26 protein-coding genes are annotated in these 26,698 nt (G+C 45.3%); 25 read left to right on the forward strand and 1 reads right to left on the reverse strand.

From position 1 onward, the window contains the following. The first annotated feature begins 793 nt into the window (after positions 1–793). The 4 genes from ACFSUC_RS15970 (at position 794) to ACFSUC_RS15985 (ending at position 5,470) form a co-directional block, all read left to right on the forward strand. Complete coding sequence (locus ACFSUC_RS15970) at positions 794–3,904, forward strand: carbohydrate binding domain-containing protein (RefSeq protein ID WP_379930623.1); 3,111 nt, start codon at positions 794–796, stop codon at positions 3,902–3,904. A 316-nt stretch (positions 3,905–4,220) separates the two neighbouring features. Then, entirely contained in the window at positions 4,221–4,610 is a 390-nt protein-coding gene (locus ACFSUC_RS15975; protein WP_379930624.1) for a DUF4279 domain-containing protein, read from the forward strand. 55 nt (positions 4,611–4,665) lie between these two features. Continuing rightward, positions 4,666–5,130 carry a GNAT family N-acetyltransferase gene (locus ACFSUC_RS15980; RefSeq protein WP_379930625.1) on the forward strand — a complete coding sequence of 155 codons (465 nt, stop codon included), beginning with the start codon at positions 4,666–4,668 and terminating at the stop codon, positions 5,128–5,130. Then, entirely contained in the window at positions 5,114–5,470 is a 357-nt protein-coding gene (locus ACFSUC_RS15985; protein ID WP_379930626.1) for a hypothetical protein, read from the forward strand. Before ACFSUC_RS15980 ends, ACFSUC_RS15985 begins: the two co-directional genes overlap by 17 nt. A gap of 160 nt (positions 5,471–5,630) precedes the next feature. Here ACFSUC_RS15985 and ACFSUC_RS15990 read toward each other — a convergent pair whose 3' ends face one another. Further along, on the reverse strand, positions 5,631–6,329 hold the full coding sequence (locus ACFSUC_RS15990; RefSeq protein ID WP_379930627.1) for an HAD family hydrolase: 699 nt from the start codon (positions 6,327–6,329) through the stop codon (positions 5,631–5,633). Between the two features lie 474 nt (positions 6,330–6,803). Here ACFSUC_RS15990 and ACFSUC_RS15995 point away from each other — a divergent pair, with 474 nt between their 5' ends. From ACFSUC_RS15995 to ACFSUC_RS16095, 21 genes are all read left to right on the forward strand, one after another. Next, the gene (locus ACFSUC_RS15995; protein WP_379930629.1) at positions 6,804–8,507 is read left to right on the forward strand and encodes a retron Ec67 family RNA-directed DNA polymerase/endonuclease; all 1,704 of its coding nucleotides are present in this window, start codon (positions 6,804–6,806) and stop codon (positions 8,505–8,507) included. A gap of 92 nt (positions 8,508–8,599) precedes the next feature. Continuing rightward, positions 8,600–8,965 carry a GNAT family N-acetyltransferase gene (locus tag ACFSUC_RS16000; protein WP_379930630.1) on the forward strand — a complete coding sequence of 122 codons (366 nt, stop codon included), beginning with the start codon at positions 8,600–8,602 and terminating at the stop codon, positions 8,963–8,965. Further along, positions 8,949–9,305 carry a hypothetical protein gene (locus tag ACFSUC_RS16005; RefSeq protein ID WP_379930631.1) on the forward strand — a complete coding sequence of 119 codons (357 nt, stop codon included), beginning with the start codon at positions 8,949–8,951 and terminating at the stop codon, positions 9,303–9,305. Before ACFSUC_RS16000 ends, ACFSUC_RS16005 begins: the two co-directional genes overlap by 17 nt. Before the next feature lie 87 nt (positions 9,306–9,392). Beyond that, the gene (locus tag ACFSUC_RS16010) at positions 9,393–10,178 is read left to right on the forward strand and encodes an SDR family oxidoreductase (RefSeq protein ID WP_379930632.1); all 786 of its coding nucleotides are present in this window, start codon (positions 9,393–9,395) and stop codon (positions 10,176–10,178) included. Positions 10,179–10,237: 59 nt separating this feature from the next. Continuing rightward, a complete protein-coding gene (locus tag ACFSUC_RS16015; protein WP_379930633.1) occupies positions 10,238–10,876 on the forward strand; it encodes an HAD family hydrolase in 639 nt (212 codons plus the stop codon). A 128-nt stretch (positions 10,877–11,004) separates the two neighbouring features. Further along, positions 11,005–11,784 (forward strand): DUF3050 domain-containing protein, encoded by a 780-nt coding sequence (locus ACFSUC_RS16020; RefSeq protein ID WP_379930634.1) that lies wholly within the window; start codon positions 11,005–11,007, stop codon positions 11,782–11,784. A 414-nt stretch (positions 11,785–12,198) separates the two neighbouring features. Then, complete coding sequence (locus ACFSUC_RS16025; protein WP_379930635.1) at positions 12,199–12,792, forward strand: nucleotidyltransferase domain-containing protein; 594 nt, start codon at positions 12,199–12,201, stop codon at positions 12,790–12,792. Positions 12,793–12,805: 13 nt separating this feature from the next. Further along, complete coding sequence (locus tag ACFSUC_RS16030) at positions 12,806–13,417, forward strand: metallophosphoesterase family protein (protein WP_379930636.1); 612 nt, start codon at positions 12,806–12,808, stop codon at positions 13,415–13,417. 36 nt (positions 13,418–13,453) lie between these two features. Then, positions 13,454–14,044 (forward strand): hypothetical protein, encoded by a 591-nt coding sequence (locus tag ACFSUC_RS16035; protein ID WP_379930637.1) that lies wholly within the window; start codon positions 13,454–13,456, stop codon positions 14,042–14,044. A 258-nt stretch (positions 14,045–14,302) separates the two neighbouring features. Then, on the forward strand, positions 14,303–14,659 hold the full coding sequence (locus tag ACFSUC_RS16040) for a hypothetical protein (protein WP_379930638.1): 357 nt from the start codon (positions 14,303–14,305) through the stop codon (positions 14,657–14,659). A gap of 34 nt (positions 14,660–14,693) precedes the next feature. Beyond that, the gene (locus ACFSUC_RS16045) at positions 14,694–15,695 is read left to right on the forward strand and encodes a 5'-nucleotidase (RefSeq protein ID WP_379930639.1); all 1,002 of its coding nucleotides are present in this window, start codon (positions 14,694–14,696) and stop codon (positions 15,693–15,695) included. After that, positions 15,676–16,026, forward strand: a complete 351-nt coding sequence (locus ACFSUC_RS16050; RefSeq protein WP_379930640.1) for a VOC family protein — start codon at positions 15,676–15,678, stop codon at positions 16,024–16,026. Before ACFSUC_RS16045 ends, ACFSUC_RS16050 begins: the two co-directional genes overlap by 20 nt. Positions 16,027–16,049: 23 nt before the next feature. Beyond that, positions 16,050–16,484 (forward strand): hypothetical protein, encoded by a 435-nt coding sequence (locus tag ACFSUC_RS16055; RefSeq protein WP_379930641.1) that lies wholly within the window; start codon positions 16,050–16,052, stop codon positions 16,482–16,484. A 103-nt stretch (positions 16,485–16,587) separates the two neighbouring features. Next, on the forward strand, positions 16,588–17,643 hold the full coding sequence (locus ACFSUC_RS16060; protein WP_379930986.1) for an undecaprenyldiphospho-muramoylpentapeptide beta-N-acetylglucosaminyltransferase: 1,056 nt from the start codon (positions 16,588–16,590) through the stop codon (positions 17,641–17,643). A gap of 122 nt (positions 17,644–17,765) precedes the next feature. Beyond that, the gene (locus ACFSUC_RS16065; protein WP_379930642.1) at positions 17,766–18,287 is read left to right on the forward strand and encodes a GNAT family N-acetyltransferase; all 522 of its coding nucleotides are present in this window, start codon (positions 17,766–17,768) and stop codon (positions 18,285–18,287) included. A gap of 7 nt (positions 18,288–18,294) precedes the next feature. Continuing rightward, the gene (locus tag ACFSUC_RS16070; RefSeq protein WP_379930644.1) at positions 18,295–19,023 is read left to right on the forward strand and encodes an NUDIX hydrolase; all 729 of its coding nucleotides are present in this window, start codon (positions 18,295–18,297) and stop codon (positions 19,021–19,023) included. A gap of 203 nt (positions 19,024–19,226) precedes the next feature. Beyond that, a complete protein-coding gene (locus ACFSUC_RS16075; RefSeq protein WP_379930645.1) occupies positions 19,227–19,877 on the forward strand; it encodes an RsiV family protein in 651 nt (216 codons plus the stop codon). Between the two features lie 6 nt (positions 19,878–19,883). Then, positions 19,884–20,342 (forward strand): NUDIX domain-containing protein, encoded by a 459-nt coding sequence (locus ACFSUC_RS16080; protein ID WP_379930646.1) that lies wholly within the window; start codon positions 19,884–19,886, stop codon positions 20,340–20,342. 141 nt (positions 20,343–20,483) lie between these two features. Continuing rightward, on the forward strand, positions 20,484–21,383 hold the full coding sequence (locus ACFSUC_RS16085) for a hypothetical protein (RefSeq protein WP_379930647.1): 900 nt from the start codon (positions 20,484–20,486) through the stop codon (positions 21,381–21,383). Positions 21,384–21,477: 94 nt separating this feature from the next. Then, entirely contained in the window at positions 21,478–22,458 is a 981-nt protein-coding gene (locus ACFSUC_RS16090) for an alpha/beta hydrolase (RefSeq protein WP_379930648.1), read from the forward strand. Positions 22,459–22,729: 271 nt separating this feature from the next. Then, positions 22,730–26,698, forward strand: a 3,969-nt coding sequence (locus ACFSUC_RS16095; RefSeq protein WP_379930650.1) for an AMP-binding protein, incomplete at its 3' end; no start/stop codon positions are given.

The following is a 26,698-nucleotide window of genomic DNA, read 5'->3' on the forward strand; positions in this document are numbered from 1 at the left end:
GAAACATCATGCAGATTTTTAGTATATGTACATGTTTGTGGAAAATGAATATGATATATAGCAGTACCGTTTATTGATAAGCGATGGGTACACAGATTGAACCGATTAGGAAAGGGGAAAGGATATGCTTTTAATCTGGATATTTATCATAATGGTAGTTTCCCTGTTTTTCCTTGCCTTCTTTAAAGGAAAAAGTAGAGAGGCTAGGAATAGATTTAAGCGATTTTTTGTGGTCCTCATCATCTTGTGCATCTGGTACAATCTTTATCTGGTTGCTCAGATAGCGGGTTCATCGGTGTGGATGTTTCAGGATATCGAATTTGAATTTCAGTTGGTCAGCACCGTGATGTTTATTTCTCTGGCAGGGTATCTGTTTACTAGTGGGGAGGAATATTAAATGGATTGTCCTCTATTTCAATCTTACATACTCGAATATGGCAAGAAGTTGCTCAAAATGACAGTAAGAGATCGTAATATATAGCAACAGATAGAGATAGAAAGATAAAGAGAATGAGAGAGAAAGAGAAAGAGAAAGAGAAAGAGAAAGAGATAGAAAAAGAGGGTAGGAGTATAAGAAAATCAGAAAGTATAAAAGAGAATATACATTAATTCAGACATGAATTTACAATTTTAAGTTCAAAACAATACATCATCTAACAATGAATAATATGAAAATCATAACATGCAGAATGAGAATGAATGCTAGAATTATCGTTGACTGAACAGTGGTCAACATAGTAATCTAGAATAGGAAACCGGTTTCCTTAATCCAAATTTAAGAAGGAGGAAGATCATGAAAAAAGCTATAAGAATCAAGTTGGGCTACCTGTTGATGCTGGCTCTCATCGTCTCTTCGTTTGTAAATGTTGGCGGCATGACCCCGGTTGAAACTGCAGAAGCCAGTACCACGTCCTCGGTCATCACGGAGCATGACACGATTTATCAAATTATGGTGGATCGCTTTCACAATGGGGATGCAACCAACGATGCAACTGGCAGCGCAATCCGATACCAGGAAACGTCAGAGGAAGATTTCCGTTATATGAAAGGTGGAGACTGGCAGGGAATTATCGACAAGCTTCCCTACATTCAGGGAATGGGCTACACCGCGATCTGGATTTCTCCCGTAGCTGAGCCACAGGTCACCAATCGTGTCAACAATGGGACAGGTCGCAATACAGCCTATCATGGATACAATGTCAAGGACCCGAACAAAGCAAATCCGTACTTCGGGACGAAAGAAAAGCTGAAGGAACTTGTAGATGAAGCACATAATCTCGGTATTAAGGTCATCCTGGATATTGTGCCAAACCATATCGGGGACTACATGCTCGGAACGAACAATTATTATGATATTCCGTCACTTCAACCGGCTGCACCTTTCAACAACCCGAGCTGGTATCATCATAATGGTGACATTGATTTTGGTTCGATTGACGGGGATTATTCCCAAGCCGCACAAGACTATCTGGAGAATCATGATCTCGCAGGACTGGATGATTTGGATCATGACAACCCGCAAGCCAAACAGGCTATTTTTGACGCGATCAAATACTGGTTTGATTACACGGGTGCCGATGGAGCACGTGTTGATGCAGCGAAGTTGATCAAGCCGTCTGTGTTGCGTGAGCTGGAGCTGTACATTGGCAAAAATACCTTCGGGGAAAATTTCGATGGCAATGCCGAATTTGTATCCAGATGGGTAGGTAGTCAAGGGGAGTGGGGGATGCTGGATTTCCCTCTGTTTTTCCAGGTGTTGAACAGTTTTGCTTACGGGCAATCCTTCGACAGTACGGTGAAACAGGCGTTTGCCCAGGATTACCGCTACAATGGCGATGAGAATCACATGGTTACCTTTATTGATAATCACGACCGCAACCGTTTCCTGACTGAGGTTGGCGGGGATGTCACGAAGCTGCAAAATGCGATTTCCTTTATTTATGCCGCTCGCGGTGTACCGGTTGTATTCCAGGGAACGGAGCAAAATCGCGGAAATGCAAACGGACAGATCATAACCGGGGGCATTGCCGATACATGGAATCGCTGGTCGATGGTCGAAAAGGACCAGAACGGCAATGTCATTCAAGATTATTTTGATACCAATGCTAGCACGTATCAACATATCGCCAAATTGAATCAAATCCGCAAAACGTATGAAGCTTTGCGTTCAGGGAAGCAAAGAGAGATGTGGTCCTCCGCGAACCTGTATGCATTTTCCCGTCGTGTAGACAGTGGAGCCAATACCGGACAGGAAGTCATCAGTGTGTTCAGCAACGGCGGTGGCTCCCAGACCCAGACGATCCCGCTGCGCGCAGAGAGCACACTCGCCGTGGGAACTGTACTGACCAACCAACTGAATACGAATGATACCATTACCGTACAATCAGGGGGAACAACAGGCAAGCAAATTACGGTATCCGTCGGTGATCATGCAGCCAAAATATATGCGGTTCAAGCTGCGGATACCCAAGCGCCTACCGTTCCTCAAAATGTAACAGCCAGTATGAATGGCACTTCCGTTGAGCTGAACTGGTCTCCGTCTTCGGACAATGTGGCTGTAACCGGTTATGAGGTCTATCGCGATGGTGCGCTGATTGCAACTACGACAGGCGTGGGCTACACGGACGGAACAGTAGCCAGCGATACGACATACAGTTATACGATTAAAGCATTGGACGCAGCAGCGAATGCATCGGCATTGAGTGCGGCCGTCAGCATCACGACCCCGATCTTTTCCACCAACACCGTGACGGTCTATTACAAGCAGGGCTTTGCGAATCCAAACATTCATTACAGACCACTTGGCGGTACATGGACCTCAGTTCCAGGGGTGTCCATGCCAGCCGCAGAAATTACAGGCTACAATAAAATCACGATTAATATCGGCAGTGCGACGCAACTGGAAGCCGTGTTCAATGATGGCAATGGAAACTGGGACAATAATAACAGCCAGAATTATTTCTTTGGTACAGGCACGTGGACGTTTGACGGTGGGTCCATTTCTTCCGGCGCGCCGTCTGGTGGAGATACGCAGGCCCCCACTGCCCCAACCGGACTAACCGCAACGGCACGAAGCAGTCAATCCATTGATCTGAGCTGGACGGCTGCTACGGACAATGTTGGGGTGACGGGTTATGAGATTTTCCGGAATGGGGGATCGATTGCGACAACGGCCTCCACGACGTATTCTGATAGCGGCTTGACCGCAGGAACCACTTATACGTACACGGTCAAGGCGTATGATGCAGCAAGCAATCTGTCTGCTGCCAGCAATACGGCGACCGCGACAACGGCTACCCAGCAAGGAAATGAAGTGACGATCTACTACAAGCAAGGATTTACGAATCCGAATATTCACTACAGAGCCACTGGCGGCAACTGGACGACTGTTCCTGGCGTATCGATGCCAGCAGCAGAGGTGGCGGGCTACAATAAGATCACAATCAATATTGGCAGCGCCACTCAGCTTGAGGCCGTATTCAATGACGGCAACGGAAACTGGGATAACAACAACAGTCAGAATTACTTCTTCGGTGTGGGGACATGGACTTTCAATGGAGGGGTGATCAGCAGCGGCGTTCCCGTTGCTGGAACGGACAGTCTGACTATCGTGGTACAAGCACCAGCGAATACACCTTCTGGAGCCAATCTGTATCTGGCGGGTAATGTAAACGGCTGGAATGCCGCAGACTCTGCCTATGAATTGACGAAGAATGCCAATGGAACCTATCAGATTACGCTAAACGTGGCTTCTGGCACTTCCATAGACTACAAGATAACGCGAGGCAGCTGGTCTACAGTAGAAGTGAACGGAAACGGCTCCGACATCAGCAACCGAAATTATGTGACCAATGGGGGAGCCGAAGCGGCGAACATTACGGTTCAGAAGTGGAAAGATATCTAATCTATTTCATCTCTCTGTTCAAGGTTGCTCGTACTCGAAAATGCTAGATTGGCAAGGTAAACAATAGAGAGTAAACGGCAGGTACTGGAGGAATCCGGTACCTGTTTTTCTTGCAAATCTATTGCACTGCACACATCATTATAATAATATGGATAAACAACCAGCTTATCTCAGAGGATTCATCTGATCGGTTATGCAGTTAGTTTTTTTACAATTTATACATATAAACAAAAATGGATAGGAATAAAAGGGGAATCGCATGATGGGAACAGAAACGACATGTAAAAGTTATTTTTGCATTATAGGAGAATTCCAGTTGTCTGAAATTACTTCCCTACTAGGCATACTAAATACAGCAGGACATCAGATCGGGGACAATAAAAAATATATTCAAGGACAATATGACTGGTCATCTTGGATTTACGGCTCAGATGTTGAAGAACGGAGAGATGCGGACTGTCAGCTAGAAGAAGTGATTGAAAAACTTTTATCGAAAGTGGAGATATTGAAGCAAATCAAGCAAAAATATGATTGTCAATTTAGGATTACACAAGTACCGATTGTGGAGAATGGGGAATGCCCTGCTTTGGTTTTTTCACCAAAAGTCATTGATTTTTGTGCGCAAATTGGAGCTGACATTGATATTGATCTGTATGTAAACCCTTATCCGGATGAAAATGAACTTTTAACTATTGACGAGCGTTGACTGATTTAAAGACAATGACAGAAAATGAAAAATGAAACACATGGGAGGAAACAAGATGAAAGATCACCACAATTATTTCGTGAAACAAGCGGATACCACAGATTTGAACGACGCAGCGGAGTTGTTTAATGCGTACCGACAATTTTACAAGCAGAAAGACGATAGGAAAGGAGCACATGCCTTTCTGAGCGAACGATTGTTAAATAAGGAATCCGTCATTTTTTTGGCTGTTCATGCTGAAACGAATCAGGCAGCAGGCTTTACACAGCTTTATCCTTCCTTTTCTTCGGTTTCCATGCGAAAAACTTGGGTGTTAAATGATCTGTATGTGGATCCCGATCATCGCGGATGTGGCGTCGCGGCCCAACTGATTGAACACGTCAAGCAATTTGCGCATGAAACGAGAGCGGTTCGTGTGTCATTGTCTACCGCAATCAACAATGAGACCGCACAGCGTCTATATGAACGGACTGGCTTTCAAAAAGACCAGCAATTTTTCCATTATGCGTATACGCTGTAAAGTCATTGTGTTGCTTGGCGTTCTGCTTTTGTGTACTAGCTGTGATGAAGTTGAACAGTTTGAGACGTCTATCGTCTTCATCTCTGACAACGGGATGGAAGTGGATTGCTCGGATGAGGTGAATCGGGGGAAAACAGAGGTGGATGATGTATTGCATGTATGCGAGGTGACAATCTCTCCTGAAACCGAGATTGTCAATCGGACAGGCCAACCTGTTCCCGTCGATAGATTGCGAGCAGGGGATGAGATACGCATCACGCTATTGGAACCGACGGATATTGGAGAGGAGAACCGCAGCTTTACTGCCAGCAAACTTCAATTACTAACCTCAGAGAGATGACCTAGAAATCGTAGGGTCAACTCTCTTCATTTAGATGATCTAGCCTGTTAGAATACTCATTCCAAGGTTGTATCAAGATCTTTCCCTCACAATCTATGATATTACTCAGTTAGTGAAGTTACCGTACATCGCCTGGCAGTTTGCCAATATTGTTCGTAACCTAATTACATTTCAACCGACCATTATCATCAAGTAAATCTAGAAAGCTGTTAATTTCGACCCCTTTATAATCTTCGAATCTATTGTTTCTGTCAATTAAAATACCCTCTATTCCTGCATTGGTTGCAGCTACTACATCATAATAAACAGAATCACCGATCATCATTGTATGAGCTGCAGAAACCTTCAAGTCATTCAATACATATTGGAATGATTCTCTGGATGGCTTTGAATATCCAATTTCAGAGCTGATATAAATTCGATCTATGTGTTTCATTAAACCTAGGGTTTCAATTTTTTTTCGTTGCCCGTCTGAAGGACCATTTGTGAGAATTGCAGGGGTAACACCATTATTACTTATTTTTTCGAGAAAGGGTAAAGTGTCTGAAAAGAATTTAACATTGTGATTCGCTTCACCCATGTATATATCGTTTAAGTGTGTAACAAATTCGTTTGATATAAGGTGATTTTTTTGCAAAATAGATGCAAATCTTCTAAATCTGTATTCATCGATACTGATCATTTTTTCAGTGTATTGTTTAAATAAACGAGGCTCGGATTGATGGTATTTTTCCCAAAAATATGTTGGTGACAAGCCGGATTTTAGCAAAACCATACTGATTTTATTCTTCGCGTTCTCAACGGCTTGTTGATAATCACATAATGTATCGTCTAAGTCGAAAATTATACATTTTATCATTCGTGGCATTCCCTCCTCTCCGAAGTATTACCCATACCAATGGAACACTGAAATAAATGATTTACCTGACAGGCGAATTTATTCTACAGAATCAATAATAGAAGCTATCAAAGAAAATATGCTTAAATTGCATAGCAAAGTTGCTATTAACGAGTGGCTATCTTTCATTAATGTCGTGGCTCTCAATCATTAAATCAATAGCTCCGCCGCACTGAAATATTTAAAGTAAAGGGAACTGCTTTGATATCCTTATTTCAATTATTGATAAAGTCATTTTGTTTTAATTTGTTGAAATATACTGTATAATTGTATAAACGTGCGGCTAGATTTTTCACTTGTGCTTCGCAAGTGTTGGCAAAAATGGTGGGGCTATTTGCTCTCTCACATTATTAGCCGCAATAGTCGTCTCTTATCATCGCGTTTTCATCGCATAATGAGTGGCCGCACGTACTTATGGATAGGGAGAGTTCCCATGTGAGTGAATTTCATGATATAAAAACACGTAATGGACTTGCAGATTTCCTGAAAATCCCCCGAAATAAACTTAGTTATATATTGTATATTAAAGGCACTAACAAATTATATACCTCATTCGAGATTAATAAGAAAAACGGGGGTACCCGTAAAATTAATGCTCCATCAGAAGACCTCAAGGACATTCAAAAAAAACTAGCAGAAGCTCTATATAATCATAAGAAAAAGAAGAAGCGCGGAAGTAGAGACAAAATTTCACATGCTTTTGAAATAGACAAAGGCATAATAACAAATGCAGAAAACCATCGGAATAAACGCTTCATTTTCAATATTGATTTAGATAACTTCTTTGATAGTTTCCACTTTGGACGTGTCAGGGGTTATTTTCATAAAAATGACCATTTTTCGCTTCCTATAGAAGTAGCCACAGCTATAGCACAAATATCCTGTTATGAAGGAAAGTTACCTCAAGGTGCACCAAGCTCCCCTATCATTACGAACTTAATTTGCGAGATATTAGACCACAGGATATTGAAAATCGCAAAACAATATAAATTGGATTACACACGTTATGCAGATGATTTAACCTTTTCGACTAATGATAAAAATTTCCTAAAGTCGCAATCCGAATTATATAATATGGTATCAGAAGAAATCAATCGAGCTGGATTTAAGATAAATGATAAGAAGACAAGATTACAATTTAGGGATTCACAACAAATCGTCACAGGACTTGTTGTGAATAAGAAGATACATGTAAATAGTGTTTATTATAAAGAGACTAGAGCAATGGCTCATCACCTTTACAAATATGGTGAGTTTAAAATTAATGATAAACCCGCCAATCTAAATCAATTAGAGGGCAGATTTTCCTTTATTAATCAATTAACCAGGTATAATAATAAATTGGATGGTGAAAAACATCACTTCCAGTGCTTATGTTCGAGAGAACGTCAATATCAAAAATTCCTATTTTATAAATACTTCTTTGCTAACCCCAAGCCACTGATTGTAACAGAAGGTAAAACGGATGTAGCTTATTTAAAAACTGCTTTAAAAAAACTATACAAAGAGTATCCTAATTTAATCACCAAAAAAAGCAATGGTAAGTTTGATTTCAAAATATCCTTTCTAAATAAAACGAAGAGATTAAAATACTTTATGGGAATTTTCCAGGACGGCGGCAATGCATTAAAAAATATATATGCCTTCTTTGATTCGAAGAAGTCGGATAACAATTATTTGAGTTTTTTCAAAAAAACAAGCAACAAATTACCAATAAATCCTGTAATTTTAATGTTTGATAATGAAATTCATAGTGGGGATAAGAAACCGATAGGAAACTTCCTAAACCATACAAAATTGAGTGAAAAGAAGCGGGAAGATTTGAAACATAAAAACTTTGTTGATATTATTGACAACTTGTATCTCTTAACTATACCTCTGATCGGTGATAAAAATGAATGTGATATAGAAGACTTGTTTGAGGACAGTGTTCTTTCGCATAAAATTGAAGGGAAAGAATTCACGAAAAAAGATAAGTATGATGTCTCAAAATACTATGGCAAAGAAATATTCTCCAAATACATTTTAAGGAACTATTCCTCTATTAATTTTTCTAACTTTAGGAGCACTTTAGATAGAATAGATAATATTATCAAGACATACAGGATGGGAGAGCGGGGGCAGGACACGGTTAAATGAGAGGCCACCTTTATTTCTAAAAGGTGGCCTCTCATGCCGATTTATTGCTGATTCCCAAGTTTTAAATTCACCTCGTAAAAAATAATACCGGATTGTTATGCACTTACATAGGGCTTGCTGATAAAGATCTCATTCATCCTGAGCCCAACGAACAGAAAGACTGTAGTAATCTGACAATAACGAATCAGGCAGCAGGCTTTACACAGCTTTATCCTTCCTTTTCTTCGGTTTCCATGCGAAAAACTTGGGTGTTAAATGATCTGTATGTGGATCCCGATCATCGCGGATGTGGAGTTGCGGCCCAACTGATTGAACACGTCAAGCAATTTGCGCATGAAACGAGAGCGGTTCGTGTGTCATTGTCTACCGCAATCAACAATGAGACCGCACAGCGTCTATATGAACGGACTGGCTTTCAAAAAGACCAGCAATTTTTCCATTATGCGTATACGCTGTAAAGTCATTGTGTTGCTTGGCGTTCTGCTTTTGTGTACTAGCTGTGATGAAGTTGAACAGTTTGAGACGTCTATCGTCTTCATCTCTGACAACGGGATGGAAGTGGATTGCTCGGTTGAGGTGAATCGGGGGAAAACAGAGGTGGATGATGTATTGCATGTATGCGAGGTGACAATCTCTCCTGAAACCGAGATTGTCAATCGGTCAGGCCAACCTGTTCCCGTCGATAGATTGCGAGCAGGGGATGAGATACGCATCACGCTATTGGAACCGATGGATATTGGAGAGGAGAACCGCAGCTTTACTGCCAGTCGCATTCAGCTGAAATATGCCAAAGGATAACCATGACGATGTATAGCCGAGTCTGGCGATGTTCATTCTGTTATGATGTCGAGATGATCAGGGTAAGGAGAGAAAGGAGATAGCGGGATGGATATGCAATTGAAAGGGAAAAACATACTCGTTACGGCTTCCAGCCGAGGAATCGGGAAAGCGATTGCCGAGCAACTGGCCAAGGAGGGTGCTAATCTCATCTTGTGCAGTCGAAGTGAAGAGCAATTGCTGGAACTGGCCTCTTCACTTCAAACGCAGTATGGTATCGAGGCGGTCGGAAGAAAGGTAGATCTGAGCAGTCGAACTTCGATCGACGAACTAATCGCATGGCTGCATACATCTTGTCCCACTCTGGACGGACTCGTTTGCAATACGGGCGGGCCTCCCAAGGGCAATTTAATGACATTGGATGAACAGGATTGGGCGGATGCCTTTCAATTGCAGCTGATGAGTATCGTACGTCTTATAAAGGGATGTTTGCCTTTGCTCGCTGTAAATGGAGGCAACATATTGACGATCGCTTCGTCTTCCGTCAAGCAGCCAATTCCAGGTCTGCTGTTATCCAATACATTCCGAACAGCCGTAGCCGGATTCATGAAATCCATCGCGAGTGAGTGCGCAGAGCAACGTGTACTCGTCAATACCCTTTGCCCGGGCAGAATCGCGACGGATCGGATTGCAGAACTGGATCACTCATTGGCAGCGGAAACGAGTCAATCCATTGAAGTCATCCAGGCACAGTTCGAGCGAGCCATACCGCTTGGCAGATATGGTCAACCGCAGGAACTCGCAGCTTTTGCTGCATTTTTGCTTTCCCCGCTTAACAGTTATATGACGGGTTCAGCGTTTTTATTTGATGGCGGAATGGTGCAGGCTCTTTGATTTCATTTGATCACGACGGCTTCGCCATGACTTCACAACTTGACGAGGGAGGCAGGATTTTGAAAGGCATCATTTTTGATATGGACAACACCCTGCTTCGATCCCGCATTGACTTTGAGGCGATGAAGATGGAAACCTATGCCTTCCTGGTTCGACACCATCGTTTGCCAGCCAGTCTGGATTTGGGCATGCATACGACTTCTACGCTCATCGCAATGGCCATGGAGAAGGAAGCCATGGATGACCAGTTGCTCCAGCAACTATGGGAGATTCCAATGAAATATGAAGTGGCGGGCATGAAAGAGGCAGAGCTGGAACCCGGAATCCGGGACATCCTGATAGCACTCAAACAAAGAAAAATACCTTTGGTCGTAGTCACAAATAACTCGATTGTTGCGGCGAAAAAGGCACTAGAACGAAACGATATCTTCACATATTTCGATAATGTCATCGGTCGAGAAACGGTGCAAGCATTAAAACCGGCACCGGATGCATTCCTGCACGTGCTTAATCTCTACCCAGATACCCAGCCCGACGATTGGCTGTCAGTCGGCGATGCATGGATTGATGGCCGGGCATCCATCGATGCCGGCATTCCCTTTCTCGCCTACCGTGGTGATGCAATGAAAATGAAACAGATGGGCGTTGCACCCACCGGTTATTTGACGGAAATGAAACAATTGGTGAATTTTTTATAACATTCGTATGACATTTGTTCCCACCCTTTCCACTACGCTTGATTTGATGTCTGAAGTTGTGTACGTTGGACAGGTAATATCCGTACAAACTACAGGCAAGCGGAAACGAGAAGGGAAGAACAGAGGCCATGCATACAGAACAGCATACGCATCAAACTGCACGTTTTGAAGAAGCACGTCAGATGCTTTTGCAGCATCGCATATATTCGGAATTACATACACCTGAACGAGTTCGGATTTTTATGAAACATCATGTATTTGCCGTATGGGATTTCATGAGTTTGCTCAAAAAGCTGCAACTATCCGTTACCTCGGTTACAGTGCCTTGGATGCCCTATGCTCAGCCATCCTATACCCGGTTTATTAATGAGATTGTGCTGGCGGAAGAATCAGACGAAGATGGACAAGGCGGGTATGTGAGCCATTTTGAACTATATCTGGCAGCCATGGAACAGACCGGTGCTGATACCGCGCCCATCCAGCAATTTATGGAGGAGATTCGCGCAGGCCAATCATGGGAAGCTGCCTTGCAACACGAGTTTATTCCTCCATCTGTTCGCAAATTTGTCGGACAGACCCTGCAATTGGCGATGAACGGGCAGACGCATGAAGTCGCCTCCGCTTTCTTCTACGGAAGAGAAGATCTGATTCCAGATATGTTCCAGGCGCTGATGGAAGAAATGCGGACAGAAGGTGCGGATTATGACCGACTCACCTATTATCTCCAGCGACACATCGAATTGGACGGAGATGAGCATGGACCACTGGCAGAACGACTGCTCCAGGATTTGTGCGGAGACAATCGGCTAAAGGAAGAAGAGGCCATGCGCGTTGCGGCGCTTTCACTGGAAGCCAGAATTCATTTGTGGGATGGGGTACTGGAGGAAATCGAGCGATTAGAACGATGATCACGAGTGAAATGGATAAAACTTTCGGATAACCTGTCCGAAAGTTTTTTGTTTTTGTGGATGGTTTGACTATCCATCAAATGTCTGGTGAATTTCTTTCATATGTGAATCCATCTTTTTTATGTAACTTTTTACTGAATCATGCGTAATCATAAGCAAGACTTTCAAATGGTTGAAAGCGATGTGGATGCGTGTCTATCAGTCATGGCGGAAAGACATACCTATCAAACGGGATGACAAAATTTCGAGTTTAAGTGAATTGTGAAGTTAACTATTGTAAAATGATTCCTAATCCAGGAGCGTAGTGGTATATTAGAGCAAATGGTCTTTACTCCTCTTTCGCTCTTCATGCTTTTCCTGGCCATTCGTTTAGCCGCATCACGAAATACATAGTATGTACAATGATAGAGGTGAATGATGCAATTAAGAGACGAACCCCAGCTTATCGCATTGCAAGAGTGGATGAAGAATTGTGATTTTCCGTGGTGGGTGGCAGGTGGCTGGTCCATCGACCTGTTTCTGAATCGCAAGACAAGGGAACATCAGGACGTTGATGTGGTTGTGTTGCGTCAAGATTTGAGCAGGGTGTTGCGGTATTTTGAAAGTTGGAGAATTGAGGTAGCCATACCTGGAGAACATCGCCTTGTACCTGTAAGGGCCGTTCAGGATGTGGCTTTGCCTCGATTTGGCTTGCATTTGACACAAGGCAGCCGATTTTTGGAATTGCTGGTTACCGAGATGACTGGAGATCAGATGCTCTATCGTCGAAATAAGGAGATTAGGCTGTCCGTAGACAAATTTACGTACCTGTCTGCAACCAAACTGAGAAGTGTGACCCCGGAATGGCAGCTTCTCTTCAAATCAAAATCACCGAGAGAACAGGATCATCATGACTTCGAGCACGCTTTGTCAGCCTTGTCGATGGAACAAAAAAACTGGTTGATTCATGCCATCCGTTCGACAGACGGAGAAAGCGAATGGATGAACCGGATCGAGGAGACGTTGTAAGGAGTGATGAAACTTGAAGATTTTAGTGGTTGCGGATGAAGAATCTACTTATATTTGGGATCATTTTGAACGTGACCGATTCAAAGAGATAGAGCTGATCATATCCTGCGGAGACTTGAAAGCTGCCTATTTATCTTATTTAGTGACTATGATCAATGCCCCGCTGATGTATGTCCATGGTAACCATGATGATTATGAACGAACCCCACCAGAAGGTTGTGAAAGTATAGAAGGAAAGATGACAAACTTCAAAGGAATACGCATCCTTGGAGTGGGTGGCAGCCAGCGGTATTCAAACGGCAATTGGCAATTTACTGAGAAACAAATGAAAAACCGCCTGCGAAAGCTTGCCCCACGATTATGGTATCACCGAGGTGTAGATTTGCTCGTTACCCATGCCCCTGCTTATCAGATTGGAGACGGTACAGATCCATGCCATCGTGGCTTTCAATGCTTCCAAACGTTCGTAGAGAAATATCAGCCTTCGTATATGATTCACGGACATCAGCATTTGAATTATGGCAGAAACAAACGAATTCACAGTCTTGGTTCCACTCAGATTATTAATGGATTTGGCTACTACATACTTAACTATGAGAACGAAGATCGATGTCAATCGGAATGATCTTTGCAATATCGTATAAGAAAGGACTCCACGACATTGAAAAAATTCAAATTTCCCTGGTACACTGGGTTCATCGTAGCAGGCCTCATATTTGTAACTGGCATGGGAACCATTGTTGTCCATTTCACTCACCATGATGTGATGGACAAGCGACAACTGGTCATGGCACCGGGCACAGAAAAAGTACATTTTCACAAGCCAGGTGATTACGCGATTTTTTATGAGTATCATGTTCAAAAGAGAAATCTGGGCTTCATTTATATCGAGAATGCTCAAAAATTTCTCGATGTTCCGGCATTACTGGAGATTCGGATCTGGCGCGATTCTGATGGACAGCCGATACCACTAAAAGAAGATTCCTCCATGACCTATACGGAAAGAGACTATAAAGGGGAGTCTCTATACAGCTTCAAGGTTCAGCATGAAGGCGTCTATCACATCCAGACCACGGTTCAAGAAAGTGAGAATCTCCAGCCTTTGTCCTTGGCTATTATTTATGATTTTAGCGGATTCCTGATCGACCAACTCGTACGAATGGGGATTACGCTTCTGCTAACCGCACCTTTTGGCGTGTTAAGCTTGATTCAGTACTGGAGAATGAACAGGACGAAGACGCAACAAGTTTGAAAGAGCTGGACTCTCTATTTTTGAATTGCAAGCAACTCTTTCACCGAGGGGGAACGTGTGTTGCGACAATTGAATCGAGTTCAACGGGCTACGTTGTGTTTGGGAAATCAGTTTATCCTTACAGGTATGATTCTTCTTGTTCTCGGACTGATTTTGATTTCCATTGGTATTCGAATCCATGCTGACATACTGCTTTTTGCCTCCCTTCCTTTCCCCTTTGCGGTAATCTTGTTGGTGTATGGGTGGAAAAGGTCGAACATGCACATCACCATGCTGGAAACAGGTGTGCTTCACAAAGGTACCTTTACCAAATGGCAAAACGCCTTTATTGAAATCAATGATCGATTGTATGTGCATGTGTATTACATGTACATAGACTGTTTACACAGGCATCAAGAGGTCTATTGGCTCGTTCCTGGAAAAATCAAATATCCACGACATGTGCAAATTTTGAGTGATGGAAACAAAATGATCATCCTTGATTTTCTTCCTGGCACGCCTCAGATTGGAAGTGAAGACACGATTCGCCTCGCGCACATGCCTGTGTTTGGAAAATGGCTTCTGCTGGGCATGACGGGGTTGATCGGACTTATTTATATATGGTTCATCGCTTGATCGTGCAGAAAAACAAGGAAAGGATGGGATTCCAATGCCTTATGAAATTGAGAATAAATTTGTCATCGCCGTTGCTTCCAGTGCGCTGTTTGACCTGTCGGAATCCGATCGGGTTTACCAAGTTGAAGGAGAGGACAAGTACCGAGCGTATCAGAGAGAACATGAAAATGATGTCCTGCAGCAGGGTGTAGCATTTCCATTAATCAAGCGGCTGCTGGGGATGAATGGTACATCGCCGGATGATCAGCTGGTTGAGGTGGTGCTGCTGTCGCGCAATGACCCGGATACCGGATTGCGTGTTTTCAAAACGATAGAGCATTATGGGCTGCCCATCAGTCGTGCGGCTTTTGTGACGGGAAATAATCCGGTCAAATATATGAATGCTTTCAATGCTACGCTTTTTCTGTCTGCCAATCCGCAGGATGTACAGGAAGCGGTGAAGGAGGGCTTCCCCGCAGGCTGCATATATCCCTCAGACTACCAGGATAATGAGGAAGATGCAGAGCTGAGACTTGCCTTTGATTTCGATGGTATTATCGCAGACGATTCTGCCGAGCGCGTATTCCAGGAAGGGAAGGTGCTCAATCAGTTTCATCAGCATGAGCGGATGAAAGCAGCCATTCCATTGCCGGCAGGACCGATTTTTCGGTTTTTCAAGGAAATCTCCAAACTTCAGAAAAAAGAGCTGGAGAAGGCGAAGAAGGACACAGACTACAAGCCGAAAATTAGGATCGGGATCGCAACGGCTCGAAACGCTCCCGCCCATGAACGAGTCATTACCACATTGCGGGAGCAGGATATACGGGTGGATGAAGCTTTCTTTTTGGGCGGTATCGACAAGAGCAGGGTATTAAAGGAGTTTAGGCCGCATATCTTTTTTGACGATCAGGTAAGCCACATCGCGTCAGTCGCCCGTCATTTTCCTTGTGTCCATGTTCCGTTTGGTGTTGCCAATGATCAATCAAACGAGAAAAATGAAACTCAAACCTATGAAGTACAACAAGGAGGAAACGATCATGAATCCCGTTCACAATGAAATAGGTGCCGTATTTATTCCCGTAAGAGAGATTGAGAAAGCGAGAGACTGGTATTCAGATATATTAAATCTTCCCATTGATGGGGAGATTTTGTTTGGTCACCTTTACGTCCTCCCGATGGAAGGGACAAAGATTGTGCTGGACAGCAAGATTTCTCATGATGATCATGTGTATCGATTTCCGCCATTTCATTTTAATGCGTCCGATATTTCCGAAGCATTTGCCTACATGTCCACCAAACAGGTGGAGATGGATGATGAGATTAACGGGAACTGGTTTCGTTTCAAGGACCCCGATGGCAATGTGTTGATGGTATGTGAATGTATGTAATCTGAATCCGAGGATGCAATCGAATGAAGCATTCATCATGCCCAGATTACGATTCCGGCAGGGATGGAAGAAGAAGCCAGAGCCTTTTATATCGATGTGCTGCAATTAAAAGAGTTAAGAAAGCCAGCGTCTCTTCAGCATCGGGGCGGCTTTTGGCTTCAAAAACCGTGAAAATAATGAAGAAGGAGCATGCAGATGAAAAAAATGATGACTGCATCAGTGATGCTTATAAGTGGCATTCTGATGATCGTCGGATCTCATTTGGGAGCTGTTCAACTTCAAACGGACAGAGGGATCTCCTATGGGGATGCCTTACAAACGTCAAGCGGAATAACCTATCATTTGATTGGTATTTTGCTTGGCATAGCGGGATTCACGATTCTGATCTGGGAGACGTATGTCAGACCGGGGATCAATGGCCGATTGCGGAGAGAAAAAGAACGGATGTTGGAAGATAGGCACTTCTGATTTATAATGAAAAGGTTAGTGCTGCAAATGAGCACGAACCGCATAGTCAGACAGTGGGAGGGAGCCTGTTTGTCCAAGAAAATCAAGAAAATTATGTTTACAGGCGGAGGAACGGCCGGACATGTGACCGTTAATCTTGCCTTGATTCCCGAATTCCAGGCGGATGGTTGGGAGACGGAATATATGGGATCTGTGGACGGCATTGAGAAGCAGTTGATTCAATCTGTGCCGAGTGTCCCCTATTATGGCATTTCAACAGGCAAACTGAGAAGATATATGGATTGGAAAAATGTCAAAGACCCGTTTCGTGTAATGAAGGGGGTACTTCAGGCATTTCGCATTATGAGGCGCAGCAAGCCGGATGTCCTGTTTTCCAAGGGCGGCTTCGTAACCGTTCCTGTTATTATAGCGGCCTGGCTGAACCGAGTGCCGGTGGTGATTCATGAATCGGATCTGACACCCGGACTCGCCAATAAGATTGCGATCCCGCTTGCGGAAAAAATTGCCGTCACATTTCCGGAGACGATGGATCATGTCAAGAAAGAGAAGGCCGTTTACATCGGTGGCATTGTAAGAAATGAGCTCAAAAAAGGGAGTGCGCTGAAGGGATTAACCCTGACGTCATTTACGCGACATAAGCCTGTCATGCTCATTATGGGTGGCAGTCAAGGTTCCAAAAAAATCAATCAGATGGTCCGCGATGAGCTGGCCACACTTACGGAATCTTTTCAGATCATTCACATTTGCGGAAAAGGGCAAGTGGAGCCGCAACTGAACCAGCATGGCTACTGTCAGTTTGAGTACGTCAATCAGGAACTGGCTGATTTGTTGGCCGCGACAGATATCGTCGTTTCCAGAGCGGGTTCGAATTCCATTTTTGAATTCCTGTCCTTGCGCAAGCCGATGGTGCTGATTCCGTTGTCCAGACAAGTGAGCCGAGGAGATCAGATTCTCAATGCCCAATCGTTTGAGAAGCTGGGATACGCCAAGGTGCTGGACGAAGATACGTTGATAGGGGAACAATTTGTACAAACGGTGATGAAGACATATGAAGACCGGCATCACTATCTGGAAAAGATGGAGCAAGCCAGACAAAGTGAACTGCAGGATCTGATTCAGCTTATAGAGGATGCAGCAAAGTCTGGTTGACCAGCCATCTTCATCTGAGATATTTGAGATCAATCCCCTATGATAAAGAGACTTGCCCTTTATCGTCATAAGAGAAATCAATATGGAAATAAAGCGATACGATACAGGAGGACGGACCGGAAATGACCATGGAATTAGAATCAAACCAATCACAATCAAACCAATCACAATCAAACCAATCACAATCAAACCAATCGGAACAAAGCGGAGAGCTCATTCCTCTGGCGCATCAGACAGAGGACCCGGCTGTTCATGACCTGTTTGAGGAAATCATGTTGCTGGAACCGCATAAAATACCCGAGCAGCTTGTCCAATATGCAAGTCGCCCAGATTACGAGTTGATGGGGTTCAGGGAAGAAGGCGAATTAAGGGGACTGATCGGCGTTCGCTATGTCGATTCACACCGGACGGAATTGTTGCATTTGGTGGTCAAGCCTGAATATCGCCTGAAGGGACTGGGTCAGGGACTCGTGTACATGCTGGCAGAAAAAAGAGAGTTGCAGCAGATAACGGCTCAGATTGAAGAGGAAATGCTTGAATTTTTCCGGAGAATCGGGTTCGGTGTCCACAGCTATCTGGATGAGCAAACAGGCAGAGAGCAATTCAGATGCGAATGGAATCGGGAACACAGCATCCAGGAGTAAGAGAGAGGTGAACAGCGTGATTTCATTCAAACATGAGCTCAAATGGACGGAAGACGGCCATCAGGCATTCAAACAGTGGATCGAGGAAGAGTATCTGTATGGCATGAAAAGCATGGAGGCGGTCTTCAAGAGCAGCGGATGGAGTGCAGAGGCCCGTCATTTTTTTGTTGTGTGGGAAATGGAGGCAGATCGGATCGATGATCTGGAAAAACAGGCGCAATCCTTCATACAAGGCGCTTCTTTTATTGAAAAATCGGACATGCTTCGCATCCAGTACCATCATGAAGAGTCTCAGCCCCACTATGCAGCCGTGACGGCCTTTGTCACAAACGAAAAGGATGAAGTGCTGCTGGTGAAGAGCGCACAGCGTTCGGATACATGGGAGCTTCCGGGTGGAAGGGTAGAAGCGAATGAAACCCTGGAGCAAGCCGTGAAACGGGAAGTGCGAGAAGAGGCTGGTATCGAGATTGAAGTGTTTGGTGTAATCGGGACGTATCAGAATTACAACAAAGGAATGATCGTTAACCTTGCAGCCCGATATGTGAGCGGGGAGCTTCGCGGGAAACCGGGAGAAATTATGGAAGCCCGATTTATTCCCGTGTCCCCTCAAAATGCTGCGCAGTGGATCACACGACCTCATTTCCTTACTAGGCTTCTGGATTCTTTTCAAGGTCGTTCGGTTCCTTATGAATGCTATCAGGCCAAGCCAGCCTCAGTCTTGCATCGTCTGGACTAATCGCGAATGCGTGAACCATAAAATCAGACAAGCGAACATACTGCATATGAATTAAAGACAAAAAACGGACGCTGTGATACAATGTCCATTAATTTCAGTCTGTTGCGGTCGAATGCTGACGAATGGATGAAATAAACAGATGCTACATGGATGCGTACCAGAAACGATTCATAAACAGGATTGAAACCGTATGAGAACAGTACATGCACGTGAGACAGGCAGAGACCAGCGGAAAGAAGGGGAAGGTTCCAGTGATTCAATTGCCGATTCAGATTACAACAGGTCGTCTAAACCGGGAACGACTGAATATGTACTATCCGATTATTCAGGGCATGCGCAATATTTCGATTCAGCAAAATATGAACAACACCATTATCAATACGATGAATCGACTGATTCGGGAACGTTCCTTCTATGAAAATGAGTCCATCCAGATTACAGGTTTTTATGAAGTGAAGACAAACCACCGTGGCGTAGTTTGCCTGAATCTGATCCTCTATACCCATGGAGAGCGTTCACAGGGGATGACGATTTTACAATCTCTTACCTTTGATACTTCGACTGGCACGCTCATCGGATTGCCGGATTTGTTCAAGTCGGAAATCGATTATGTGAAACCATTGTCCGAGATCATCCGAAAGCAAATTGAACAACGAAGCATTTCCACGATCAAGTCTTTTGAGCAAATCGAACAGGAGCATGCATTCTACATAGCGGACAAATGTTTGGTTTTATACGCGCAATTGAATGATTTGACACCTGTCCAGCATGGTTTTCCTTATTTTCCGATTTCCGTCTATGATATTCAGTCAATTGTCAAGGAAGACGGGCCTCTCGGCAGAATGGTTGGATAATCTGAAATGGATTATGTGACGAACATTCGCAGGAAAATCGGTCATGATCCCTTGCTGCTGGTCGGTGTAGCGGTCATTCATCTGGGCGAGCCCGATACCCTCTTGCTCGTGAGGAAGAATAACGGAGATTGGGGGCTGCCAGGTGGACTGATGGAGCTTGGTGAGACGCCGGAACAGACGGCACAGAGAGAACTCTATGAGGAATTGTCTGTGCACGCCTCCGGTCTTCAACTGGTGACGGTGCTGTCGGGACCGGATTTTATGTTTGCTTTGCCTAATGAGGACCAGGTGTGCATGGTGACCATTCTGTACGAGACGTGTGGACTGGAAGGCGAATTGCAGCCCGACCGTGAAGAGATTACAGCATATGCGTATCACCATCTCCAGGAGCTTGCAGCCGTTGTCCCGGCGCGAACACATAAGCTCATTCAGGCTTGGCAGAGCAGGATGAGACTTTCGTCATAGACAGGATTAAATGGAGGAGGAATAGGTAGATACAGGCCGAAAAAACTCGAACACCGTCGAAATATTTCCAGAAGTCGAATTTGTTTTTTTTCGATTTCATGATAAGATGAAAAACGAAGGAACCAAAATGAGGTGACAGCAGTGAAATGGTTGAGATACAGCTTGCTGATAGGTTGGAGCTTCATTTTCATCCCGATTGTCACGCTTGTTGCCTTGATTTATGCAATCGATTGCACCGGAATGGATGAGGATAAACAACGGACTTATCTCTCAGAAAGCGGCTTTTACGCCACTTTGCAGGATGATCTGGTTCATGAGGTTGTGACTCAGACCTTTCCGCAGGCAGATTCTGCACTGGAGCAATCCTTGCGTCTGGTTTTTCGTCAGATCGTGGATGATCTGGTTACCGAAGCATGGGTAGAGACACAGTTTGCTTCTATCCATGAAGATCTATGGTCTTATTTGCGTGGAGAGCAAGATCTCATGCTGGCTATAGACATGCAAGACAGGAAGGAAGCGTTTATTGGAGCTTGGCAGGAGAAGTGGAAGACTTGGGCGGATCAGGCAGGTATACCGTCAGCCGGACCTTCATTGCTGGCCGTGATGGAACGTCAAATCCCGGATCAGATCCAGTTAAGTGGCTTCTTTCTTGAAGAGGAAGAGTTAAAAAGAATGAGAAGCGCATATGATATCTACAGTATGCTGCTGCCAATAGGAATTGTCGCGGTCATCGTCATAATGGGAATCGGATTCCTCATGGCGTGGGATCGAAAAGCCGGACTACTGTGGCTGGCTGTCAGCCTATGGATTAGCGGGATCATGCTGCTGCTGATCGGCAGAGCCAACCATCTGTTCCGCTTCATTTGGGAGGAGGTGAATCTGGGGCAAGAGATGCAGGAATACGAACCTGCTTACAGGCAAGGATTGGAACACATGATGAAGGATATAGGCAGTGAGGCGACTCGAATGGCAGGTATCCTAATCGCCGTCGGTGTGTTTGCCATGGTGCTGAGAAGCTTCATTCAGCGACGACGTGCTTAATGGGAGTGTTGAGACGTTGTCGATACAGAGAATAGAAAGCGCTTAACTTGTCAGGTCAGTCAGGAATGTGAATATGACGCAGTGGAGGGATCGGATGGATCAATTCAAAAGATTGCCCTTGATATTGTTTATGGTTATATTAACTTCTTGTGCTTCCGGAAACGGGAATGAAGGGGAAGCACAGCCTGTCCAGACCAGCAAGACAGAGCCTCCGCATACACAGGCCACACCGAACGAGAACGAACCACCTGTTTACGATGTGACTTCTCCGATCCATACCGGTGAATTGTACGCGAATCAACAGGGGCATACCCTGACAGGCGACGTATATGTCATTCCGCAATTTGAAGTGCCTCAACTGGATACAACAAGACGAATCTGGATCTATCTTCCGCCATCCTATGAAATGGATCAGAACAAGCGCTATCCTGTGCTATATATGCACGATGCCCAGAACCTGTTTGATTCTCTGATTTCCTTTTCAGGCGAATGGAGTGTGGATGAGGCAATCCAGAAACTGAGCCTGGAAGATGAGAAATGGGAGTCCATTGTCATCGGCATTGAAAATGGTGGGGATGACCGGAACAACGAGCTGGTACCCTGGGTAAGCAGCTACGGCTTTGGAGGTAAAGGAGATGCCTATGTCGATTTTATCGTGGAAACGCTGAAGCCCTATGTGGATGAGCAATTCCGGACACTTACTGACCCGGCACACACCTCGATAGCGGGAAGCTCGCTAGGCGCTTATATTTCTCTCTATGCCGCTTTAACGTATCCCGATGTATTTGGTCATGTCGGTGCATTTTCATTTGTGATGTGGTTCGATGACAATCGCATGATGGAGTATGTCGAGCAGGTCGGGAAACTTGAAGATGTGCAGATTTACGTGGACGCAGGAATGATGGAAGCAGAGATTGTGGAACCAGTCAAAGCCCTTTATCGACAGCTGCTTTCTACAGGATATGGCGAAGAGCAATTGAAATTTATTATTGATCCGGAAGGTGCCCATATTGAATCGGCATGGAAGAAACGATTTCCGGATGCGTATCAATGGTGGATGCAGAAACAGATTTAGGATTTGAACGTGTATCAGAAAGTGAATGACAATTGAAATTAATCGACAAATACAGCTTTCTGTATGAAAAATAAATAAATTTGAAGAAATTCATACACGAAAAAAGGAAATAGACATCATTTGTAGAATAATGAATGATATTGATACCATGTTTAGGTGGTGATTTTCGTGTATAGGGTTTAGCGCAACCGTTTGCAGTGCAAGCAACAGGTTTGAGCTAGACCTTTTGACATTCAAAAAAATAATTGACCACTTGTGAGGAGGGTCTGTCATGTATTCGTGCTCTACTTTGCAGGAACTGATTACACAGGTAAAGGAGGGAAATCAGGGGATTACCTTTGTACGGAGCGCGAAAGAAGAGTATTTCGTTTCGTACCGGGATGTGTACAAGCTTGCGCTCGAAAGCTTGCATCGATTGAGAAAGGCCGGGATTAGGGAAGGACAGGAGGCTGTCTTTCAACTTGATGATCCGTATGAATTTATTGTCATGTTTTGGGCTTGTGTGTTAGGCAAGGTTATCCCTGTTCCGGTAAGTATAGGAACGACCGAGGATGTCCGACATAAACTGAAAGCCATTTGGGAACGTTTGATCGATCCCGTGCTGATTATGCCGGAGGACGAATACGCGCAATTATCGGAATTTTGCGACAATCATGCCGAGTTTCAGCAGTGGGGCAGCCATTTGCAGGAACGAACTCTTCATTCCGCAGCACTGGTTCAACCGTTTGAACAGCTTGGAGCCATAGAGGAGTCTTTAGAAAACCTGGCGTTGCCACAAGCGCAGAAAACCGACATCGCCTTTATCCAGTTTTCATCCGGCTCCACAGGCGCACCCAAAGGGGTTGTGCTTACACATGGCAATTTGATTTCCAATATGAGTGCAATCGTATCCGGTTCGAAGGCGACGGAGCAGGATACGTCACTGAGCTGGATGCCGCTGACGCATGATATGGGTCTGATCGGCTTTCACCTGACGCCGGTACTGGCAAATATGAATCAGATCATGATGCCGCCAGCCTTGTTTATTCAACGGCCTGCCATCTGGTTGAATAAGGCGTCCGAGCATCAGGTTTCGGTACTGGCATCACCCAACTTTGGTTACAAGCACTTGCTGAGTTATTTTCAGAGACGCCGCAAAGAAAAGTGGGATCTCAGCCAGGTTCGCCTCATATTCAACGGCGCAGAACCAATCTCAGCCGATTTGTGTGAAGCATTTTTGGAGGAGATGGCTCCTTTTGGGTTAAAACCGGAAGTGATGTTCCCGGTGTATGGCATGGCTGAAGCCAGTTTGGCCGTCACATTCCCACCGGTAGAAGAAACGTTGCAGAAGGTCCAAGTTCACCGAAGCAAACTCGCGATAGGTTCCAAAGTGACGTACATAGATGCAGGTGATCAAGGTCCGGAAACAACCACAGCAGAATCAGAAAAACAGTCCGTCACATTCGTGGATGTTGGAACGGCAGTGCAAGATTGCGAGATTCAAATTTGTGACGATTCCGATCAGCCGCTTGAAGAAGGACACATTGGCCACATACTCATCCGCGGGGACAATGTGACGACCGGCTATTATCGTGCAGACGACATCAACGCACGTACCTTTACCGATCAGGGCTGGCTGCGTACCGGAGATCTCGGCTTTATCCATCAGGGAAGGCTCGTGATCACAGGACGCTTCAAGGACATCATTTTCATCAATGGTCAAAATGTGTACCCGCATGATCTGGAGCAGCTCGCTGAACAGCTCGATGAAGTGGATCTGGGCCGCATCGCGATCTGTGGTCTCTATCAGGCAGAACGTGGATCAGATGAAGTGGTTGCCTTCGTGATTCATCGTGGTGATCTGCAGCGATTTGTACCTGTCATGCAAAAGCTGAAGCAAGCGATCTGGAGTCAGACTGGCATTGAGCTGTCCAAGGTTATTCCGGTTAAAAGCATTCCGAAGACGACCAGTGGGAAAATTCAGCGCTATCAATGTGCAGAGGCGTACCGGGCAGGCGAATATGAGTCCGTCCTGGAGGAGCTTGACCGCTTGACGTCAGCACAACAGGAACAGCAAGCAGACCTGGAAGAGGAACGGACGAGAACCTCCACCGAATTGCAGCTCCTGGAACTGTGGTCTGATCTGACAGGGGAAGCACCACCGACGTCGGTTCATCAGCCGTTTTACGAATTGGGTATTCACTCGCTAAAGGCGGCATCGCTTATCGGCCGCATCCGTGAGCAATTTCGGATTGAATTGCAATTACGGGACTTTTTCCAGACCGGTACTTTGCATCAACTTGCAGCATTTATCGATCAGGCGGAACGAATGGATGAGACAAGCAGTGTGTCTCACTACGAGGGAACGGATTATCCCCTGTCGCCTGCGCAGACGAGAGTGTATTGGCTGGAGCAGATGGAGGATATCCATTACGCATACCATATTCCGATGCAGCTGAACATTTCCGGAAAGATGGATGCAGAAGAATTGCGCAAGGTGTTCCATACGCTGACACAGATTCATCCGATTTTGCGCATGCAGGTAAGGGTGAGGGACGGTCAGCCGTATCAAGTTCGAAATGATGATGCACAGTTGCAGGTCGAGTTTGAAAACTGTGCGCAAACGTTAGCATCTCTGGATGAGCAGTGGCAATCCTTTCTGAGGCCGTTTGACCTGGCGAATGCACCGTTGTTCCGCGCACGATTGCTCTCGCACTCGAACGATCAACACACTCTGCTACTGGATGCGCATCATCTCATGCTGGATGGCATATCCATGAATCTGCTTATTCAGGATTTTCAGAAATGTTTGAATGATGAGCAGGTGGAAACGTCCGAGATTCACTTTGGTGACTATGCTAAATGGCTGGAACAAACCCGATCCGCGCAATCCGAGGAACAGGATGCATCGCGCAACTTCTGGAAGCAGGAGCTGCAGGGAGAACTGCCACTGCTTCAGCTGCCATATGACAAGACACGTCCAGAGCAGCGAACCTACAAGGGGGCAACATGGACCCAGCCTGTGTCAGATGAATTGAAACAGAAGCTGCAACAGGCAGCCAAAAAACTGGCATGCAATGAAAGCAGCTTGTACTATGCCGCATTTGTGATGCTGTTGTCTCGCTTTAGTGGACAAAAACAGTTCGTCACCGGCTTGCTCACATCCGGCAGAACTTCGCTGGATACGGAAACGATGCTGGGCATGTTCAATGCATTTCTGCCTTTAAAAGCCGATGTATCGGATGATTTCACGCTAGTGGAATGGACCAGACAGCTGCAAGAGCAACTGATTGCGATCATGGATCACCAATCCTATCCACTTGAGCAAATGCTGGATGATATCGCCTATCGGGCAGACCGTTCCCGCAATCCTTTGTTCGACACGATGCTGATTTACCATAATCAGATGGAGCAGGTGCATCAGTTCGAGGCAAAAGGCAGACAGTTTACTCATCAATATGTACATAATCGAGCTGCCAAGCTTGATTTGAAACTGGATTTGTTCCCGGGACAGAAGGGGACGCTGGATGGCATCTGGGAGTATAATACGCAGCTGTTCCACGAAAGCACGATTCAGCGGATGGCGGATGCCTACTGCTGGCTCTTGGAACAAATCGCGGCGGCTTCACCGGAACAAAAGGTAACCGACCTGCAATTGCTGAGACCTGAAGAACAGCAGCACATGATGGAGAGCTGGAACCGGACGGAAGCGCCGTTCCCGGATCAACATCTGCTGCACGAGCGGTTCGAGGAACAGGTCGCCCGTCACCCGCAGCGCCAGGCGATCAGCTTTGGTCATGAGAGCCTGACGTATGCAGAGCTGAATGCCCGTTCGAACCGACTGGCCCGTTACTTGCAGCAACACGGCGTGGAGCCAGACAGCTGGGTCGCCATTCTAAGTCCACGCAAACTGGATATGATGATCGGCATTTTCGCCGTTCTCAAAGCCGGAGGCGCCTATGTCCCGATTTCACCGGACTTTCCGGAAGATCGGATCGCCTACATGCTGGAGGACAGCGGAGCAAGTCTGGTGCTTCGCGGTTGCCAGACCGACATCCCTTCGCAGATCGATGCTTCCGAACGAATGATCATCGATCTGGATGACGATGCACCGTGGCGTGAGCTGGACGAATCAAATCTGTCTCGAAGCACCGCACCGGACAAGCTGGCTTATATGATCTACACCTCCGGTTCCACCGGAAAGCCGAAGGGAACGATGATCGAGCACCGGGCGGTGATCAATCGTCTGCACTGGATGCAA

This window comes from Marinicrinis sediminis (assembly GCF_042685085.1).
Taxonomy (GTDB): Bacteria; Bacillota; Bacilli; order Paenibacillales; family KCTC-33676; genus Marinicrinis; species Marinicrinis sediminis.